The organism is Paraburkholderia caledonica (assembly GCF_000383275.1).
In the GTDB taxonomy this organism is placed as follows: domain Bacteria; phylum Pseudomonadota; class Gammaproteobacteria; order Burkholderiales; family Burkholderiaceae; genus Paraburkholderia; species Paraburkholderia caledonica.
In genome coordinates this window covers 556,293-574,204 of record NZ_KB911034.1, presented here as the reverse complement: position 1 = coordinate 574,204, position 17,912 = coordinate 556,293, and the positions used below count along the sequence as shown (strand labels likewise).

At 62.4% G+C, this 17,912-nt stretch carries 19 protein-coding genes; 4 read left to right on the top strand and 15 right to left on the bottom strand.

All coding sequences use genetic code 11. The annotated features are described in order from the left end of the window. Window positions 1-4: 4 nt before the first annotated feature. The gene (gene ndk, locus H281_RS0102630) at window positions 5-430 is read right to left on the bottom strand and encodes a nucleoside-diphosphate kinase (protein ID WP_020065537.1); all 426 of its coding nucleotides are present in this window, start codon (window positions 428-430) and stop codon (window positions 5-7) included. A gap of 321 nt (window positions 431-751) precedes the next feature. Between ndk and H281_RS0102625 the strand changes: the two genes are divergently transcribed. Then, entirely contained in the window at window positions 752-1,450 is a 699-nt protein-coding gene (locus tag H281_RS0102625; RefSeq protein ID WP_020065536.1) for a Bax inhibitor-1/YccA family protein, read from the top strand. 117 nt (window positions 1,451-1,567) lie between these two features. On the opposite strand, the gene H281_RS0102620 is transcribed toward H281_RS0102625, so the two are convergent. The 10 genes from H281_RS0102620 to H281_RS34250 form a co-directional block, all read right to left on the bottom strand. Continuing rightward, window positions 1,568-2,341 (bottom strand): MBL fold metallo-hydrolase, encoded by a 774-nt coding sequence (locus H281_RS0102620; RefSeq protein WP_020065535.1) that lies wholly within the window; start codon window positions 2,339-2,341, stop codon window positions 1,568-1,570. 6 nt (window positions 2,342-2,347) lie between these two features. Further along, window positions 2,348-3,487, bottom strand: coding sequence for an outer membrane protein assembly factor BamC (bamC, locus tag H281_RS0102615; protein ID WP_027804234.1), 1,140 nt, complete (start codon window positions 3,485-3,487; stop codon window positions 2,348-2,350). 124 nt (window positions 3,488-3,611) lie between these two features. Beyond that, window positions 3,612-4,538 (bottom strand): 4-hydroxy-tetrahydrodipicolinate synthase, encoded by a 927-nt coding sequence (dapA, locus tag H281_RS0102610; RefSeq protein ID WP_020065533.1) that lies wholly within the window; start codon window positions 4,536-4,538, stop codon window positions 3,612-3,614. 43 nt (window positions 4,539-4,581) lie between these two features. Then, a complete protein-coding gene (locus H281_RS0102605; protein ID WP_020065532.1) occupies window positions 4,582-5,178 on the bottom strand; it encodes a class I SAM-dependent methyltransferase in 597 nt (198 codons plus the stop codon). Between the two features lie 17 nt (window positions 5,179-5,195). Beyond that, window positions 5,196-6,398: a tryptophan--tRNA ligase gene (locus tag H281_RS0102600; RefSeq protein ID WP_027775408.1), complete on the bottom strand. Its 1,203-nt coding sequence runs from the start codon at window positions 6,396-6,398 to the stop codon at window positions 5,196-5,198. Window positions 6,399-6,404: 6 nt separating this feature from the next. Then, the gene (locus H281_RS0102595; protein WP_020065530.1) at window positions 6,405-7,067 is read right to left on the bottom strand and encodes a site-2 protease family protein; all 663 of its coding nucleotides are present in this window, start codon (window positions 7,065-7,067) and stop codon (window positions 6,405-6,407) included. Between the two features lie 47 nt (window positions 7,068-7,114). Further along, window positions 7,115-7,750, bottom strand: coding sequence for an L-threonylcarbamoyladenylate synthase (locus H281_RS0102590; RefSeq protein ID WP_020065529.1), 636 nt, complete (start codon window positions 7,748-7,750; stop codon window positions 7,115-7,117). A 109-nt stretch (window positions 7,751-7,859) separates the two neighbouring features. Further along, a complete protein-coding gene (locus tag H281_RS0102585; protein ID WP_027804233.1) occupies window positions 7,860-8,690 on the bottom strand; it encodes a 3',5'-nucleoside bisphosphate phosphatase in 831 nt (276 codons plus the stop codon). A 117-nt stretch (window positions 8,691-8,807) separates the two neighbouring features. Continuing rightward, window positions 8,808-9,692: an alpha/beta fold hydrolase gene (locus H281_RS0102580; protein ID WP_020065527.1), complete on the bottom strand. Its 885-nt coding sequence runs from the start codon at window positions 9,690-9,692 to the stop codon at window positions 8,808-8,810. Between the two features lie 82 nt (window positions 9,693-9,774). Continuing rightward, window positions 9,775-10,698 (bottom strand): ferritin-like domain-containing protein, encoded by a 924-nt coding sequence (locus H281_RS34250; protein ID WP_051120889.1) that lies wholly within the window; start codon window positions 10,696-10,698, stop codon window positions 9,775-9,777. A gap of 221 nt (window positions 10,699-10,919) precedes the next feature. Between H281_RS34250 and H281_RS0102570 the strand changes: the two genes are divergently transcribed. The 3 genes from H281_RS0102570 to H281_RS0102560 all read left to right on the top strand — a co-directional run bounded on the left by H281_RS0102570 (window position 10,920) and on the right by H281_RS0102560 (window position 13,066). Next, window positions 10,920-11,444 (top strand): gamma carbonic anhydrase family protein, encoded by a 525-nt coding sequence (locus tag H281_RS0102570; RefSeq protein WP_020065525.1) that lies wholly within the window; start codon window positions 10,920-10,922, stop codon window positions 11,442-11,444. A 74-nt stretch (window positions 11,445-11,518) separates the two neighbouring features. After that, window positions 11,519-12,466, top strand: a complete 948-nt coding sequence (gene hslO, locus H281_RS0102565) for an Hsp33 family molecular chaperone HslO (protein WP_020065524.1) — start codon at window positions 11,519-11,521, stop codon at window positions 12,464-12,466. Between the two features lie 216 nt (window positions 12,467-12,682). Then, a complete protein-coding gene (locus H281_RS0102560; protein ID WP_020065523.1) occupies window positions 12,683-13,066 on the top strand; it encodes a hypothetical protein in 384 nt (127 codons plus the stop codon). 153 nt (window positions 13,067-13,219) lie between these two features. On the opposite strand, the gene ftsB is transcribed toward H281_RS0102560, so the two are convergent. The 4 genes from ftsB to H281_RS0102540 form a co-directional block, all read right to left on the bottom strand. Further along, a complete protein-coding gene (gene ftsB / locus H281_RS0102555) occupies window positions 13,220-13,651 on the bottom strand; it encodes a cell division protein FtsB (RefSeq protein WP_020065522.1) in 432 nt (143 codons plus the stop codon). Between the two features lie 117 nt (window positions 13,652-13,768). Next, a complete protein-coding gene (gene eno, locus H281_RS0102550; RefSeq protein WP_020065521.1) occupies window positions 13,769-15,052 on the bottom strand; it encodes a phosphopyruvate hydratase in 1,284 nt (427 codons plus the stop codon). A 267-nt stretch (window positions 15,053-15,319) separates the two neighbouring features. Continuing rightward, window positions 15,320-16,174: a 3-deoxy-8-phosphooctulonate synthase gene (gene kdsA, locus H281_RS0102545; RefSeq protein WP_020065520.1), complete on the bottom strand. Its 855-nt coding sequence runs from the start codon at window positions 16,172-16,174 to the stop codon at window positions 15,320-15,322. Further along, a complete protein-coding gene (locus H281_RS0102540) occupies window positions 16,171-17,844 on the bottom strand; it encodes a CTP synthase (protein WP_020065519.1) in 1,674 nt (557 codons plus the stop codon). Before H281_RS0102540 ends, kdsA begins: the two co-directional genes overlap by 4 nt. Window positions 17,845-17,912: the final 68 nt, after the last annotated feature.

Genomic DNA, 17,912 nt, shown 5'->3' with positions numbered 1-17,912 from the left:
AGCATTAGCGCGAGTAGACGTTCACTTGCGGGAAGAAAAATGCAATTTCAACTGCAGCCGTTTCAGCGGCGTCGGAGCCGTGCACTGCGTTTGCGTCGATGCTGTCAGCGAAGTCGGCGCGGATCGTGCCCTTTTCCGCCTTCTTCGGGTCCGTTGCACCCATCAGGTCACGGTGCTTCAGGATAGCGTTTTCGCCTTCCAGCACCTGAACGGCCACCGGGCCCGAAATCATGAATTCGACCAGGTCCTTGAAGAACGGACGTGCAGCGTGCACCGCGTAGAACTTCTCAGCGTCGGCGCGCGACAGATGAACCATGCGCGAAGCCACGATCTTCAGGCCAGCGTTTTCGAAACGGCTGTAGATCTGGCCGATCACGTTCTTGGCCACTGCGTCCGGCTTGATAATCGACAGGGTGCGTTCGATCGCCATAAAAACTCCAAAAAATTAAGAGGTTACAGATCCAAATGAATCCGCTATTGTAGCATGTTCCCGTGTATGATTGCGATTGAACCCTTACAGCATTGAAAGACTCAAAGCAGGAGTTTCTGAATACTGGTAGCGTAGGCCTCGTGAGCACTTTTTAATGCACTTTAAGTTGGTTGACGGCATTGAAACTCCCTGCTGCCGCACCGATCTTAGAAACGAGTAGTCCGCGACCGGGGCGAAAAGCTTCCGGCACGGCCCGCTGCAAGAGCGCTGGATAAACCGCTGATACCACCACGCAACACGCTTCTGACGTAAGGAGAGACCATGAACGATCATCCGTATAGCTTTGGCCGCACTGGCGCGGTCAGCACGGTGGAAACGCGTAACCGCGTGCTACGAAACACCTACTGGCTGCTCGCGCTGTCCATGATTCCGACAGTGCTTGGCGCGTGGGTAGGCTTGGCCACCGGGTTCTCGCTGTTCGCCGCCACAAGTCCTGCCATGAGCATGCTGGCGTTCTTCGCGATCGCCTTCGGCTTCATGTTCGCGATCGAGAAAACGAAGGAGAGCGCCGCCGGCGTATTCGTGCTGCTCGGCTTCACGTTCTTCATGGGCTTGATGCTGTCGCGCATTCTTGGCTTCGTGCTGGGATTCTCCAACGGCCCGTCGCTGATCATGCTCGCCTTCGGTGGCACCGGTGTGATTTTCGCGTCGATGGCAACCATTGCGACCGTCAGCAAGCGCGACTTCTCCGGTCTCGGCAAGTGGCTCTTCATGGGCGTGATCGTGCTGCTGCTGGCGTCCGTCGCGAACGTGTTCCTGCACCTGCCGGCGCTGATGCTCACGGTTTCCGTCATGGCCATCGTGATTTTCTCGGCGTACATGCTGTTCGACGTCCAACGCGTCGTGAACGGCGGTGAGACGAACTACATCACGGCAGCGCTCGCGATCTATCTCGATCTGTACAACGTGTTCGTGAACCTGCTTGCGCTGCTCGGCATCTTCGGCGGCAACCGCAACTAAGTTCTACGCGTCGAACTCAGGCGCGGCATTGCTTGGTCCCACCAGCCGCCGCGCCGTAGAAAAAGCCCATAACGATTGCTCGTTATGGGCTTTTTTCTTTGGGCAATACCGCGACGCTCACAAATCCAGCCACTCAAACCCTTCGGCCTGCGACGCCACTACGACGTCAGTCGGCGCCGCGCCCAACACGCTTGCCATGGCAGCCCGCGCCAGTTCCGGCAGATTATTCTGCTGACTTAAGTGTGCGGCCACCAGATGGCGCAGTTTGGAGCGATCGAGCGAGGCCAGAATTTCGGCTGCGGCGTCGTTGTTCAAATGCCCATGATTGCCGCCGATGCGTGCCTTCAGCGATTGCGGATAGCGGCTGCCGGCAAGCATTCGCACGTCGTGATTGCATTCGAGCACGAGCGCGTCGCAACCACTCAACACGGAACTGATATGCGGCGTGGAAGTGCCTACATCAGTCAGCACGCCAAGGCGGCTCGCGCCATTTGAGAACACGTATTGCAGCGGCTCGCGGGCGTCGTGAGGAACCGTGTACGGAAGAACGCTCAGGTCGCCGATCGCCACAGCCTCATCGCCCCACAGCACTTGCAGGTCGACATTGGCCTCGTCGGCGCCCACTGCGCGGGCGGTGCCCCAACTCATGTACAGCGGAATCGACCACTTGCGCGCCAGTGTCAGCGCGCTGCCGATGTGGTCGCTGTGTTCGTGAGTGATCAGGATGGCGTCGAGACCTTCGGCGCTACAGCCGAGCCGCGTCAGGCGCCGTTCGACTTCCTTGGCGGAAAAGCCGCAGTCGAGCAGCACGCGCGTGGTGGTCGCACCGCTTTGCGCTTCCACCAACAGTGCGTTGCCCTCACTGCCACTGCCAAGACTCGCGAATCGCACAGCCCGTTAGTTCAGTTGCGCGTGCAGGAGCGTCACGATGCGCTGCGCGTCGGATGAATTGTCGATCTGCCCGTTCGCGTCGAGCACTGCCACTTGCGTCACCGTGTCACCCTTAGGGCGCACGTTGACGAGGAACTCCTGCCCCGGCTTTTTCGACGAATTGCCGCTGTAGAACAGCTTGCCGAGGAGGCCTTCTTTCTTCAGTTCCTGCATCGAATCGGCGTAGCGCACGTAGTAAATGCCCTTCGCGCGATCCCGGTTGTCCACGGTGAAATTTGTGCGGTCGAGCGCGAGGCCGACGCGCAGCCATGCACGGTCGAACGATTCCTGAAGATCCAGCGTGGAAGTACCTGCGCTCTTGTCGAGCGTGGCCGGTGCCGTAGCCGGGTGCGCCTCCGTCAGCAGTTGCTTCGACTGCGCTTCGGTCAGGCCGAATTTCTGCATCAGCTTGGTCAGAAACAGCGCTTCCAGCGCCGGATCGCGCGGACGCTCTTCCCAACGCGACGATGTCTTGTCCTGCCCCGTCAACACCTCTTCCATTGCGCTATGCGTGACGGAAATGTCGGTGGTGTCTGACGGACCACGCGACACGAGCGTGCGGAAACTGTCGCGGGTGCCCGACGAATAAGCGAAGTCGATCACCTTGCCCACCGTACGGCGGAACCAGTCGTCGGGAATGTTGGCGCGATTTTCAGCCCAGTCGGTCACCATGATGCCGGTGGCCGGCGCGTCGGTCTTCAGCGCGAAGCCGTTCTCCTGCCAGAACTCCTGCAACTGCGGCCACAGTTGTTCCGGCGAACGGCCGTCGACGACCAGCCAGCGGCGGTCGCCGTCGCGCTCGATGTGCATGCCGTACGGGTCCTGCGCGGTCGGCTGACCTTCCGTGGAATTGCCGGCCGCCGTAACCGCGCGCTGCGTGGCGCCGCCCAGCGCCAGATTAGCCGGAGGTGCGACGTAGCGCTGGTCGGTCGGCGTGGTGGTCAGATCGCCGGGCACGGCGAGCGGCGGCGCACTGCCCGCGCCTTTGTAATTCACGCGATCGGAGGCAAACCAGTCGTTCAGGGTGTCACAGCCGGCGAGCGTCACCAGGGCAAGCGTCAGCGCCGCCATGCGGGTTGCGTGGAGGGAAAGTGCGGAACGTTTCATGAGGTCCTTCGTGATGCTGGAACGCGGTGCCTGGTTCTGTGTGCCGGGAACGTGGGCTGGATCGACGTCGGTTAAGGGAATGCCAGTGGACTGGGTGAGCGCCGAGGGTACGCGGACGGGCCGCCTAACCGAGCAGGCCCGCTTCGCGCAGCGCGCCGCGCACCACTTCATGGTATTGCGCGTCGAGCGGCGTAAGCGGCAAGCGGATTCCGCCCTGCACACGACCCAATTGCTGCAGTGCCCATTTCGCGGGAATCGGATTCGATTCAATGAACAGGTTCTTATGCAGCGACAGGAGCTTCAGATGAATCTCGCGGGCGGTCTTTGCGTCCGCAGCCAGCGCGGCCTTGCACAGTTCGCTCATGGCGCGCGGCGCGACGTTCGCGGTAACCGAGATATTGCCGTGACCGCCGAGCAGCATCAACGCGATTGCCGTGGGGTCGTCGCCGCTGTAGATGCCGAAGTGAGCCGGTGCCGACTTGATCAGATGCGCCGCCCGATCGATATTGCCCGTCGCCTCTTTCACGCCGATGATGCCCGGCACCTGCGCGCAACGCAGAATCGTCTCGTTGCTCATGTCCGCGACCGTGCGGCCCGGCACGTTATACAAAATCACCGGAAGGTCTACCGTTTCGGCGATTTTTGCGAAATGGCGATAGATGCCTTCCTGCGTCGGCTTGTTGTAGTACGGCACGACTTGCAGCGTGGCGTCGGCCCCCACTTCCTTCGCCTGGCGCGTGAGTTCGATGGCCTCAGCAGTCGAGTTGCCGCCCGAGCCCGCGATCACCGGAATCCGGCCCGCCGTGTGCTCCACCGCAGTCTTGACCATGAGCACATGTTCTTCGACCGACAACGTAGCCGACTCGCCGCTCGTGCCGACGACGACCAGCGCATTCGTGCCTTCCGCGACGTGCCAGTCGATCAGTTTGCGAAATGCCGGCAGATCGAGGCTGCCGTCTTCGAGCATCGGGGTGATGATGGCAGGAATGCTGCCGCGAATCTGAACGCCGTCGTTGCCGCGCGGGTTGCCGGATTGATTGCCGTTAGTCATGAAACGCCATGAATTTGATCAGGTAAACCGCGATTGTAGCGGATTAGCCGGGCAACTCGTAACAAGGCGGGGGCGCCGCCTGTGCGGAGTCGTCTGAGCAATCCGCCTCCAGAATTGCGCAAATGCGCTGGACGTAAGCCGGGCGTGGCTGCGCGACAAAACCGTCCTGAAAGGCCACCACTCGCAACCGGGCGCGCACCACGTCGAGCAGCTCGCCAGGCGCGAGCAGGAACGCCGGATTAGAGGGCTTGCCCACCCTTTCGTTTCCTTGCGCGAACGTCTCGTAAACCAGTACGCCGCCGGGCGCGAGTGAGCGAATCAACTGGGGAAAAAGCGGCCGGTGCAGATAGTTAGTGACGACCACTGCGGCGAACTGTGCGTCCGCTGCCAAAGGCCAAGGCGCGTTTTCGATGTCGGCCATGACCGTCGTGACGAGCGGCTCGTCGGCCAGCGCATTCAGCGCGGCCGCGTCGCGGTCGATTGCAGTCACCGGATGGCCGAGCGATGCAAAAAAGCGCGCGTGCCGTCCCGCGCCAGAAGCGACGTCGAGCACCGCACCGTGCGCCGCGACCAGATGCGCCCATTGACGCACCCAGCGCGACGGCTCGCCCAATCCATGCAAGACAGCGGTCGTGCTCATCGCTTTGACGCAGTCGTTCAGTTGTACGACAGGCCCATGGCCTCGCGCACGTCGCGCATCGTTTCCGTGGCGAAGCGGCGGGCCTTGTCACAACCGTCGGCGACGATCGCGCGCAGCAGCGACGGATCGTCCATGTACTTCTGCGCGCGTTCGAGCATCGGCTGCTGTTCGCGCAGGATGCCTTCGATCACCGGCTGCTTGCATTCGAGACAGCCAATGCCCGCCGAGCGGCAACCTTTCTGAACCCACTCGTGCGTGGCTTCGTCGGTATAGACCTGATGCAGTTGCCACACCGGGCACTTGTCCGGATCGCCCGGATCGGTGCGGCGCACGCGCGCCGGATCGGTCGGCATGGTGCGCACTTTTTTCGTGATGGTCTCGGCATCTTCGCGCAAACCGATCGTGTTGCCGTACGACTTCGACATCTTCTGACCGTCGAGGCCAGGCATACGCGACGCTTCGGTCAGCATGGCCTGCGGTTCGACCAGGATGATCTTGCGCGAACCTTCAAGGTAGCCGAACAGGCGCTCGCGGTCGTTCATCGACAGGCTCTGCGATTCTTGCAACATCGCGCGCGCCTGTTCGAGCGCTTCGTCGTCCCCATCCTGCTGATACGCGTTGCGCAGTTCGTGATAGAGCTTCGCGCGCTTGCCGCCGAGCTTCTTCGCAGCTTCGTTGGCTTTCTCTTCGAAGCCCGGTTCGCGGCCGTACAGGTAGTTGAAACGACGCGCGATTTCGCGCGTCATTTCGACGTGCGGCACCTGGTCTTCGCCCACCGGCACGAGCGAGCCGCGATACAGCAGAATGTCCGCCGCCATCAACACCGGATAGCCGAGGAAGCCGTACGTGGACAAATCTTTGTCCTTCAGCTTTTCCTGCTGCTCCTTGTAGGTCGGCACGCGCTCGAGCCAGCCGAGCGGCGTGCTCATGCCGAGCAGCAGCGCAAGCTCTGCATGCTCCGGCACCTTGCTCTGGATGAACAGCGTGGCCTGCGCCGGATCGATGCCCGAAGCGAGCCAGTCGATCAGTACGTCCCACACGTTCTTTTCGATCACCTCGGGCGTTTCGTAGTGGGTCGTCAGCGCGTGCCAGTCGACCACACAGAAGAAGCACGGGTACTCGGACTGCAGCCGCACCCAGTTTTTCAGCACGCCGTGATAGTGGCCGAGGTGCAGCGACCCGGTGGGCCGCATGCCGGAGAAGATACGGTCTGGGAACATGGTTATTTAGAAAAGCGAAACAAGTGGAGTCAGGATTGCGGTGATCGCGCTATAACCGAGGGTAACGAGCGGGCCGAGCCAGTATCGCGTCAGCGTGCCCGTCATGACCAGCGCCATGACGATGAAAAAGCCATACGGCTCGAGTCGCGACAACGTGATGGCCTGGCGCGGCGGCAATAACGCCATCAGCACGCGACCGCCGTCGAGCGGCGGCAGCGGAAACAGATTGAGCACGCCGAGCACGAGATTGACGCCGACGCCGGCGCCCGCCATGCGCGTGAAAAACGGTTCGTCGACGGCCATCACCGCGAGCGCTACGCCGAAGAGGCCCCAGATGAGCGCCTGCACGAAGTTGCACGCGGGACCGGCAGCGGCGACCCAGAGGCTCCCCCAGCGCGGATTGCGCAGGTTGCCGAAGGCAACGGGTACCGGCTTCGCGTAGCCGAACATGAACGCGCCGCTCGTCGCGAAGTAAAGCAGCAACGGAATCGCAATCGTGCCGAGCGGATCGATGTGCCGCATCGGATTGATGGAAACGCGGCCGAGCACATAGGCCGTGTTGTCGCCGAGCCAGCGCGCGACGTAGCCATGCGCGGCCTCGTGCAGCGTGATCGCGAAAATCACCGGCAACGCGTAGACCGCGATGGTTTGTATCAGGGAAGAATCCATAACTCGCTATTGTAACAATGCGATTGCGTGCGTCTGTCCGCTTTCGCTCATGCCGTCTCTTCGAGACCGAATGGCGCGAGAGAACCGCGCCCTGCCCGCACCAGCACCGGCTCGGCGCCGGTCAGATCGATCACCGTGGACGGCTCGCACACGCAGGCGCCGCCGTCGATCACGAGATCCAGTTGCTTTTCCAGCCGCTCGCGGATTTCCTCGGGATCGTTCAGCGGCGCGGATTCCCCCGGCATTATCAGCGTGGAGCCGAGCAGCGGCTGGCCGAGCTCTCCGAGAATCGCGAGCGTGATCGCATGATCCGGCACACGCAGGCCGATCGTCTTGCGCGACGGATGCGACAGGCGCCGCGGCACTTCCTTGGTCGCCTGCAGCACGAAAACGTAGGGTCCCGGCGTCACGGATTTGATCAGCCGGTATTGGCGGTTGTCCACCATCGCGAAGTTCGCCAGTTCCGACAGATCGCGCACGAGGAGCGACAGCAGCTGCTTTTCATCCAGCCCGCGAATCCGGCGCAGGCGTTCGACCGCGTCCTTGTCGTCGAGATGACAGGCAAGCGCGTAACTGGAATCGGTCGGCAACGCGACTACGCCGCCGTCGTTGATGATCTGCACCGCCTGTTTGACGAGGCGCGGCTGCGGATTGTCTGGATGAAGCCGAAAGTATTGGGACATGGCGGCTAACGATGGCTGAGGATCGACGGCAAATTATGGCGAATCGGCGGGACGCGCGCGCAGACGGCCGGCTCCCGCACGCGACGTGCCGCATGGGCACGGCGCGCGTTCACAGCCAGCGTTCCCAGACGGGTTTGAGATCGGAAGGAAGCTGCGGCAACGTGCCCAGTTCGACGCGGCCCTCACCGGGCGCGTGGAAGTCGGAGCCACGCGACGCCTCGAAGCCGAAGCGGCGGGCCACGTCGGCGTATTCGCGGTATTGGTCGGGCGTGTGGCTGCCCGTCACGACTTCGATCGCCTTGCCGCCCAAGTCGATGAATTCGGCGAAAAACGCGTCGAATTCGACCGGCGAGTACGCGTAACGCCCCGGATGCGCGATGATCGCCTCGCCGCCCGCGGCCTTGATCCAGCCGACCGCGTCCGCGAGCTTCGCCCAGCGGTGCGAAACATAGCCGGGCTTGCCGTCGCCGAGATAGCGGTTGAACACGTCTTGCGTGGAACTGGCGTAGCCGCTCTCGACCATGAAGCGCGCGAAATGGGTGCGCGAGATCATGTCCGGGTTCGACACGTATTTGAGCGCGCCCTGATAAGCGTCGGGAATGCCAAGCGTGGCCAGTTGCTCGCCGATGGCTTCCGCCCGGGCGGCCCGCCCGTTTCGCGTGCGAGCAAGGCCGTCGATCAGCACGGAACTCGTGGGATCGATGCCGAGCCCGACGATGTGCACCGTACGCGCCGCCCAGGTCACCGAAATTTCCACGCCGCTGACATAGCTCATGCCGAGTTCCGCGGCGGCTTCACGCGCTTCGCGCTGGCCGGCGAGTTCGTCGTGATCGGTCAGCGCCCACAAGGTCACGCCCCCCGCATGCGCACGGCGCGCGACATCGGCCGGCGCAAACTGGCCGTCGGAAACGGTGGAGTGACAGTGGAGGTCGGCGTTCATCATCGTCTGGAGAAGGTTCTGCAGTCCATTTTACTGCAACGCAGTAAGTGGACGCAGGGCAATCTCTCGTCGCCGCTTTCCGCTGGCTTGCGGCGCGCGCCCCGCTCTGCTTGCGCGCTACGCGCAGAATCCCTCGATCAGCGCCGCCACCTGCTCTGGCTGGTCGTGATGCACCATGTGCCCCGCCTCGTCGATGATCTTTTCGCGCCAGTCGGGAAACGCCTGGAAACGCGCCTTGAATTCATCAAGCGGAATTTCGCCGGCAATCGCGGCGAGCGTCGGCGAATGGGCGGCTTCGACGTGCAGCACTTTTGCGCTCACCTTGCGCCAGACGGCCATGACCTCGTCGAGCCGGTACAGCGTCGGGCCGCGCAGCTTGTGCGCCGGGTCGGCAAGCAGCATGAAACGCCCTTCACCGTCGGGCTTCGACCAATGCTTTGCAAGAAACTGCGCACGCGCGGCGGCCAGACGTGGATTGGTCCTGACGAGGCGGCCGGCTACTTCGTCGAGCGACGCATAGCGCTTGAGCTGCGGCGGATCGCGCAACTCGTCGAGCCAGTTTTGCAGACGTTTCGGCGCCTGCGCCGCATGCGACGGCGCAAGTCCAAAGCCCTCGAGGTCGACCACGCGACGCACCCGCTCCGGCCGCACGCCCGCGTAAAGGCAGACGATATTCGCGCCGAGGCTATGCCCGACCAGATTGACCTGGCCGGTCGGCGCATAGTGATCGAGCAATGCGTCGAGATCGGCAAGGTAATCGTGGAACCAGTAGTGACCGCCGCCGCTTTGCGCCACCGGCCAGTCCGACAGGCCGAAGCCGCGCATGTCCGGCGCAATGACCTGCCAGTCGCCGCCCATTGCATCGACGACGAACTGAAATGACGCCGCCACGTCCATCCAGCCGTGCAGCATGAATAGCGCCGGCGCGTCGGGGTTACCCCAACGCCGCACATGCAGACGGACGCCTCGCACGGCGACAAACTCGGAGCGGGAAGTGTTCATGATCGGTCACACAAAAAAGAATGATCGTTCGATTATAACGAGATAACCGTACGGCGGACCTGAGCCCGGGTCGAGACAAACCTCAGTCCGGGGTTCCCTGATCGGTCTGCGCGCCGCCTGCGTCGATGCCCGCCAACGCGGCCAGGTCGGCGAGCTCGGTGTCGTCGAAACCCGCGTCGCGGCGCGCCTCGAAATTGAACGGGCCGCGTAATTTCGGCGCGTGATACTGCTCGGCGAGGCGCGTGTAAGTGGCGTGCGGATCAAGACTGCCCTTGTCGCAGAGATAACGAAACCACCGGTTGCCGATCAGCACATGACCGATTTCGTCGCGCAGTATCACGTCCAGGATCGACGCCGACGCGTGATCGCCCGCCTGCTGCAAGCGCGCGCGGATAGGCGGCGAGGCGTCGAGCCCACGGGCTTCGAGCGTGCGGGGAACCAGCGCCATGCGCGCGAGCACGTCGCCACGGGTTCGCTCGCACATGTCCCATAGGCCGTCGTGCGCGGGAAAGTCGCCATAGGCATGGCCATACTCGGCGAGCCGCGCCGTGAGCAGCGAAAAGTGATACGCCTCTTCGGCTGCGACCTTCAACCAGTCTGTGTAGAAAGCGGCGGGCATGCCGGCGAAGCGCCAGACGGCGTCGAGCGCCAGGTTGATCGCGTTGAATTCGATGTGCGCGAGCGCGTGCAGCAGCACCGCTCGCCCTTGCGGCGATTGCATGCTGCGCCGCCCGAGCTTGCGCGGCTCGACAAGTTCAGGCCGGACGGGGCGGCCCGGAAGTTCGGGCGGTTCGGCCAGTTCGAGTTCGGCAGGGCATGGTGTGCTTCCGTCGAGTACGGCTGCATACAACGCGCGCGCCGCGGCCGCCTTGGTGACCGGATTGGCTTCGCGCAGCGCGGCGAGCGCGGCGCTGCGCGCACACAACGGCCGGCCGGTCGAGCCGGGCGCGGGCTCGTCCACCGAACTGGGCGGCGCAAAGGAAGCTGGCGGGACGGAGGAAATCATCAGATGTGAATCGGTGAAGAAATTGGGAATAGCGACGAAGACGTGATCCAGCAAGCGTGGAACGGCCTCGCGAGGCCTAAGCGTGACAACCACACAACCGTTTACAATACTCGATTCGACAATCGCGAGCGCCAGCCGCAACGACGAAGAGCCACCAGCCACGCATGGGCGCGGCCCCTTTTCGCCGCCGGCGTCCGGCGACCGATCCACGAGGAGACAACGTGACCATTTACAAGCTTGGCGACGCCGCACCGACCATCCACGAAAGCGTATTCGTCGCGGACTCCGCGACCATCATCGGCAATGTGACGCTCGCGGAAAATTCGAGCGTCTGGTTCGGCGCAACGCTACGCGGCGACAACGAGCCGATCACGTTGGGCGCGGGCAGCAACGTTCAGGAAAACGCGGTCTTACATACCGACCCCGGCTTTCCGCTGACCATCGAGCCGAACGTCACGATCGGCCACCAGGTAATGTTGCACGGCTGCACGATCAAGGAAGGCTCGCTGATCGGAATTCAGGCGGTGGTCTTGAATGGAGCAGTAATCGGCCGCAACTGTCTGGTCGGAGCGGGCGCCATCGTGACCGAAGGCAAGGTATTTCCCGATAATTCGCTGATTCTCGGCGCGCCCGCCAAGGTGGTGCGCGAATTGTCCGAGACGGATATCGCCAACATGCAGCGCGGCGCGGCAAGCTATGCCGAGCGCCGCGAGTATTTCAAGGCGCAGCTCGTACGCATCGGCTGACCGGCCGGGCGCGCAGCGCGCACGGCGCCGGCACGGCATATCGTCGTGGCGCGCCATTCGACTGAGGAAAAGTTGTGAGCGACCAGTTGCAAAAATTCATGTTCAGCGCGGCGCCGGTGCGCGGCGAAATCGTTTCGCTGCGCAATACGTGGCAGGAAGTGCTAACGCGCCGCGAGTACCCGGCGCCGGTGCGGACCATTCTCGGCGAGATGATGGCTGCGTGCGCGCTGCTGTCGGCGAATCTGAAGTTCGACGGGACGCTGATCATGCAGATTTTCGGCGACGGCCCGGCCAAGATGCTGGTGGTTCAATGCAGCTCGGATCTGTCGATGCGCGCTACCGCCAAGCTTTCCGGCGACGAAGGCACGATCGGCGACAGCGCTTCGCTGGTGGAGCTGCTCAACGCAAGCGGCCAAGGTCGCTGCGTGATCACGCTCGACCCGCGTGACAAGAAGCCTGGCCAGCAGCCGTATCAGAGCATCGTGCCGCTGTCGGGCGTCGACGGTCCGCTCAACTCTATGGCCGAAGTGCTCGAGCACTACATGCATCACTCCGAGCAGCTCGACACGCGCCTGTGGCTGGCGGCGAATTCCGAACGTGCGGTCGGCATGCTGCTGCAAAAGCTGCCGGGCGACGGCGGCATCGTCCCGCATCCGGGCGAGCTGGATGCGGACACCTGGGAGCGCGTCTGCACGTTGGGCGGCACGCTCTCGCAAGACGAGCTGCTGAAGGAAGAACCGGAAACGGTGTTCCGGCGGCTCTTCTGGCAGGAAAACGTTCAGCATTTCGAGCCCGCCGCCGCGCGTTTCGAGTGCACCTGCTCGCGCGAAAAAGTCGGCTCGATGCTGAAAATGCTCGGCCGGGAAGAGGTGGACAGCGTGCTTGAGGAGCGCGGCCACGTCGAGATTCATTGTGAGTTCTGCAACCAGCGGTACGAGTTCGACCCGGTCGACGTGGCGCAACTTTTTCTCGTGAACGCACTCTCACAAGGTGTGACGCCGGCTGCCGGGCAACGGCACTGAAGCGGCTGGCCGCCGCGAGCGCTTTGCGCGCTCGCGGCGGCGTCCCGGTTGAACTGAGCACGCTTTTCATTGCCATTGAATGCGCGCCCCGCCCGGGGCGGTTTTACAGGCACAGGCGGCGGAGTATCTTTGACATTGTGGGGCTGCACTGCTTGGTGCCGCTGTAGATCTGGCTGTACATGTTTTACTTAGGTATCCGACTGATCGAGACCGAACATGAGCATTTCTTTCTCGCTGCTACGTCCCGCGCGCACGCTCGCCACCTTGACGGCGCTGGCGGGCGTCACTGCGTTAGCCGGTTGCATGATGGACCCGCCGGGACCGTCGCCTATTTACAGCCGGCTGCCCGCCGACCAGTCGGGCATGGCCAGCACCGCGCAACCGCTCACGCCCGCTGAGCGCGAGCGTTACAACGCAATCGATCAGCAGGTCATGGCGGAGCAAAACCAGGCAATCGCTGCCGAAAACGCCGCGCAGGCGTGGTCGCGCTATTACAGTCCGCCAGTGCCGGTGAGCGTTTACGGTAGCTACTACGGCGGTGGATGGGGGCATGGCTGGGGCACCGGCGTGGGCATCGGCTACGGTCCTTGGGGCTGGTGATTGACCGAGCACGCTGAGTAGCGCTGGAAGCGCCGGCGATCAAAGCATTCTGGCCGCCGGTTTCGACTGTTGAATGCTCATCGATGTAAAAAAGGCGCGGGTCAATCGACACCGCGCCTTTTTTTCGCCTTCCCAACGAAGCGCCGTCAGCGCTCAGTGCGCGGGCTTTTTGTCTTTCGCTGCCTTGCCGCCGTGCTTGCGCTCTGGCTTAGCGCGCGACTCCGGATTCGGCACGACATGCAACGGTGCCGACGACACTTCGCCGCGAGTCGAGGTGGAAGCCGAAGGCGCGTTGGCCGTCGGCAAAGGTGCATTCGGCGAAACGAATTGCACGAACACTTCGCCGTCTTTGACCATGCCCATTTCGTAGCGGGCGCGTTCTTCGACGGCAGCGGTGCCGTTCTGCAAGTCCTGCACCTCGCCCTGAATCCGCTCGTTACGCAGTTTCGCGTCGGTATTCTTTTGCATCTGCTGCGCGAGCTGCTGCTGCAGTTCGTGCACGCGCAACCAGCCGCCATGGCCCCACCAAAGCGGATACTGGATCAACGCCAGCAGAACGATCAGTACAGCAGTGACGAGCCGCATGAAGTAAGCACAATAAATACGCGCCGCCCTGCGCTAAACGCAGGGCGGCGAGGTCAATCAGACACGAAGAAAAACCGGCTCATCGGTCAGCGCTAGAAACAGTCCAATCACAACGAATTAGCGCAGATTGTAGAACGCCGACTTGCCCGGATAGCTGGCGATATCACCGAGGTCTTCCTCGATGCGCAGCAACTGGTTGTATTTCGAGATGCGGTCCGAACGCGACAGCGAGCCCGTCTTGATCTGGCCGGCGTTCAGGCCGACGGCGATGTCCGCAATCGTCGAATCTTCCGTTTCGCCCGAACGATGCGAGATCACAGCCGTGTAGCCAGCCCGCTTCGCCATCTCGATCGCGGCGAAGGTTTCCGTCAGCGTGCCGATCTGGTTGATCTTGATGAGGATTGAGTTCGCGATGCCTTTCTCGATGCCTTCTTTCAGGATGCGCGTGTTGGTCACGAACAGGTCGTCGCCAACCAGCTGGATTTTCTTGCCGAGCTTGTCGGTCAGGAGCTTCCAGCCTTCCCAGTCGCTTTCGTGCATGCCGTCTTCGATCGAGACGATCGGGAACTTGTCAGCGAGCGTAGCGAGGTAGTCGGTGAATTCCGCCGACGACAGTTGCAGGCCTTCGCCCGCCAACTGGTACTTGCCGTCGTGGTAGAACTCGCTCGCCGCGCAGTCGAGCGCGAGCAGCACGTCTTCACCGGCACGATAGCCAGCTTTTTCAATTGCTTGCAGGATGGTCGACAGGCATTCGTCGTTGCTGCCGAAGTTCGGCGCGAAGCCGCCTTCGTCGCCCACCGCCGTGCTCATGCCGCGGTCCGACAGAATCTTCTTCAGCGCGTGAAACACTTCAGCGCCGCAGCGCAGTGCTTCGCGGAAGGTCGGCTGGCTGACCGGCACGATCATGAATTCCTGGATGTCCAGGCTGTTGTTCGCGTGCGCCCCGCCGTTGACGATGTTCATCATCGGCACCGGCAATTGCATTGCGCCCGAGCCGCCGAAGTAACGGTAGAGCGGCAGGCCGGCTTCTTCAGCGGCGGCCTTCGCGACGGCCATGGACACGGCCAGCATCGCGTTCGCGCCGAGGCGCGACTTGTTGTCCGTGCCGTCGAGTTCGAGAAGGGTCTTGTCGAGGAAAGCCTGCTCGGAAGCGTCGAGGCCCATGATCGCTTCGGAGATTTCGGTGTTGATGTGTTCGACTGCCTTCAGGACACCCTTGCCGCCGTAGCGGCCAGTTTCGCCGTCGCGCAGCTCGATCGCCTCGCGCGAACCGGTGGATGCGCCCGACGGCACTGCGGCGCGGCCCATGGTGCCCGACTCGAGCAGCACGTCGCATTCGACGGTGGGGTTGCCTCGCGAATCGAGAATCTCTCGACCGATGATATCTACGATAGCACTCATGGTTTCCTCAAGAAATGACGATAAATTCTTTACTGTGACACTGTATCTCGCAGGTCGATCGGAGTTAGCGGTTTAGCGCTCACCCCGTCTACAGAGCACACGAATGCGGAGCTGGCCTTCAGCGCTCGTTCCGGTCCATGCGGAGCATGGCCTCCCGACAGACAAGCTACGCGACGATACGTTCGACCACCATTGTGCACGTTCGCCGCGCACTCCCACTTGAATGGGCGGCTCAACACGCGAGCCAGCATGCGGCGAACGGCTGAATCAGTTGAAATCGCTTTCGAGGAACGGCGCGCGCTTGACGGCCTGATCGAGCGTGACAAGCGTCTCGAGCAGATCGGCCATGCGGTTGAGCGGCACCGCGTTCGGACCGTCCGATTTGGCCTGCGCCGGATTCGGGTGCGTCTCCATGAAAAGACCCGCGACGCCGACGGCGACCGCGGCACGCGCGAGCACCGGCACGAATTCACGTTGACCGCCCGAGCTCGTGCCCTGCCCGCCTGGCAACTGCACCGAATGCGTGGCGTCGAAAACAACCGGCGCATTCGTTTCACGCATGATGGCAAGCGAACGCATGTCGGACACGAGGTTGTTATAGCCGAACGACACGCCGCGCTCGCACGCCATGAAGCGGTCTTCCGACAGACCAGCCTCGCGTGCCGCGTCGCGAGCCTTGTCGATCACGTTTTTCATGTCGTGCGGCGCGAGAAACTGGCCCTTCTTGATATTGACCGGTTTACCCGACCGTGCGCACGCGTGAATAAAGTCAGTTTGACGGCACAGGAAAGCCGGCGTTTGCAGAACATCGACCACTGAGGCGACCTGTTCGATCTCGTGCTCCGCGTGAACGTCGGTCAGCACCGGCAGGCCGAGCTGACGCTTCACTTCCGACAGGATGCGCAGCCCTTCGTCCATGCCCAGACCGCGAAACGATTTGCCGCTACTACGGTTGGCTTTGTCGTACGACGATTTGTAGATGAACGGAATGTTCAGCTTCGCGCAGATTTCCTTCAGCCGGCCCGCCGTGTCGATCGTCATTTGCTCCGATTCAACGACACAGGTGCCCGCGATCAGGAAAAACGGCTTGTCGAGCCCGATTTCGAAATCGCCCAGTTTCATGCTTTCTCCCCGACTTCGTTCGTGACGCGCGACTGCTGACGCGCGAGCGCAGCCTCGACGAACGACTTGAAAAGCGGATGGCCGTCACGCGGTGTGGACGTGAATTCCGGGTGGAACTGCACGCCGACGAACCACGGGTGCATGCTGCGCGGCAGTTCCATCATTTCCGGCAGATCTTCGCTCGGAGTACGGGCGCTGATGATAAGACCGCCGGCTTCGAGTTGGGGCACGAAGCGGTTATTGACTTCATAACGGTGACGGTGACGCTCGTTCACGTCCTTGCCGTAGATCTCTTCGGCCATGGTGCCGGGCTTGATCGGGCAACGCTGCGAGCCGAGGCGCATGGTGCCGCCGAGATCCGATTCTTCAGTGCGTTTTTCGACACGGCCTTCGCGGTCGTACCACTCGGTGATCAGCGCGACCACGCGGTTTTCGGTTTCCTGATCGAACTCGGTGCTGTTCGCGTTCTTCAGCCCGACCACGTCGCGCGCAAACTCGATGACGGCCAGTTGCATGCCGAGGCAGATGCCGAGATACGGCACCTTCGCTTCCCGTGCATAGCGGATCGCCGCGATCTTGCCTTCGGTACCGCGACGGCCAAAGCCGCCAGGCACGAGCACCGCGTCGAGATGCTTGAGACTTTCGACGCCCTGCGTCTCGATCTCTTCAGAATCGATGTACTCGATGTTCACGCGCGTCGCCGTATGCATGGACGCGTGGCGCAGTGCTTCGATCAGCGACTTGTACGACTCGGTCAGATCGACATATTTGCCGACCATGCCGATGGTGACCTCGTGTTCCGGGTTCTGCAGCTTCTCAACGAGGTCCGCCCACATGGACAGATCGGCGGGCTTCGGCGTGAGCTTCAACTCTTCGCAGATGATCGCGTCGAGACCCTGATCGTGCAGCATCTGCGGAATCTTGTAGATGCTGTCCGCGTCCCACACCGAGATCACGGCGTCTTCCGGGACGTTGGAGAACATGGAAATTTTCGCGCGCTCGTCGTCCGGAATGCGGCGGTCGGCGCGGCACAGCAGCACGTGCGGCGAAATACCGATTTCGCGCAGCTTCTGCACGCTGTGCTGCGTGGGCTTGGTTTTCAGTTCGCCGGCCGTGGCAACCCAAGGCACCAGCGTGAGGTGCACGAAGCACGCGCTGTTGCGGCCCATGCGCAGGCTCATTTGACGCGCGGCTTCGAGGAACGGCAGCGATTCGATGTCGCCCACCGTGCCGCCCACTTCGACGATAGCGACGTCCGGCTCGCCGCAGGTGGCCGACGCCGCGCCACGCTCGATGAACGCCTGGATTTCATTCGTGATGTGCGGAATAACCTGCACCGTCTTGCCGAGATAATCGCCGCGGCGTTCCTTGCGGATTACCGATTCGTAGATCTGGCCCGTGGTGAAGTTATTGGCCTTGCGCATCTTCGTGCTGATGAAGCGCTCGTAGTGGCCGAGGTCGAGGTCGGTCTCCGCTCCGTCTTCCGTCACGAATACTTCACCGTGTTGAAACGGACTCATCGTGCCGGGGTCGACGTTGATGTAGGGATCGAGCTTGAGAAGGGTGACTTTAAGACCGCGCGATTCGAGGATCGCGGCGAGGGAAGCGGCGGCAATACCCTTGCCGAGGGAAGATACTACGCCGCCGGTGACGAAAACATATTTGGTCATCGCTGGATGCTCGCGGGAAAAACGGATTATACCGTAAAGCAGGGTCTCAACCCAGCAAAATGCGAGCG

What these genes read in the sequence shown, in the direction of transcription:
- ndk (WP_020065537.1), bottom strand. Translation starts at nt 430, where the DNA reads ATGGCGATCGAACGCACCCTGTCGATTATCAAGCCGGACGCAGTGGCC.
- H281_RS0102625 (WP_020065536.1), top strand. Translation starts at nt 752, where the DNA reads ATGAACGATCATCCGTATAGCTTTGGCCGCACTGGCGCGGTCAGCACG.
- bamC (WP_027804234.1), bottom strand. Translation starts at nt 3,487, where the DNA reads ATGAAACGTTCCGCACTTTCCCTCCACGCAACCCGCATGGCGGCGCTG.
- dapA (WP_020065533.1), bottom strand. Translation starts at nt 4,538, where the DNA reads ATGACTAACGGCAATCAATCCGGCAACCCGCGCGGCAACGACGGCGTT.
- H281_RS0102605 (WP_020065532.1), bottom strand. Translation starts at nt 5,178, where the DNA reads ATGAGCACGACCGCTGTCTTGCATGGATTGGGCGAGCCGTCGCGCTGG.
- H281_RS0102600 (WP_027775408.1), bottom strand. Translation starts at nt 6,398, where the DNA reads ATGTTCCCAGACCGTATCTTCTCCGGCATGCGGCCCACCGGGTCGCTG.
- H281_RS0102595 (WP_020065530.1), bottom strand. Translation starts at nt 7,067, where the DNA reads ATGGATTCTTCCCTGATACAAACCATCGCGGTCTACGCGTTGCCGGTG.
- H281_RS0102590 (WP_020065529.1), bottom strand. Translation starts at nt 7,750, where the DNA reads ATGTCCCAATACTTTCGGCTTCATCCAGACAATCCGCAGCCGCGCCTC.
- H281_RS0102585 (WP_027804233.1), bottom strand. Translation starts at nt 8,690, where the DNA reads ATGAACGCCGACCTCCACTGTCACTCCACCGTTTCCGACGGCCAGTTT.
- H281_RS0102580 (WP_020065527.1), bottom strand. Translation starts at nt 9,692, where the DNA reads ATGAACACTTCCCGCTCCGAGTTTGTCGCCGTGCGAGGCGTCCGTCTG.
- H281_RS34250 (WP_051120889.1), bottom strand. Translation starts at nt 10,698, where the DNA reads ATGATTTCCTCCGTCCCGCCAGCTTCCTTTGCGCCGCCCAGTTCGGTG.
- H281_RS0102560 (WP_020065523.1), top strand. Translation starts at nt 12,683, where the DNA reads ATGAGCATTTCTTTCTCGCTGCTACGTCCCGCGCGCACGCTCGCCACC.
- ftsB (WP_020065522.1), bottom strand. Translation starts at nt 13,651, where the DNA reads ATGCGGCTCGTCACTGCTGTACTGATCGTTCTGCTGGCGTTGATCCAG.
- eno (WP_020065521.1), bottom strand. Translation starts at nt 15,052, where the DNA reads ATGAGTGCTATCGTAGATATCATCGGTCGAGAGATTCTCGATTCGCGA.
- kdsA (WP_020065520.1), bottom strand. Translation starts at nt 16,174, where the DNA reads ATGAAACTGGGCGATTTCGAAATCGGGCTCGACAAGCCGTTTTTCCTG.
- H281_RS0102540 (WP_020065519.1), bottom strand. Translation starts at nt 17,844, where the DNA reads ATGACCAAATATGTTTTCGTCACCGGCGGCGTAGTATCTTCCCTCGGC.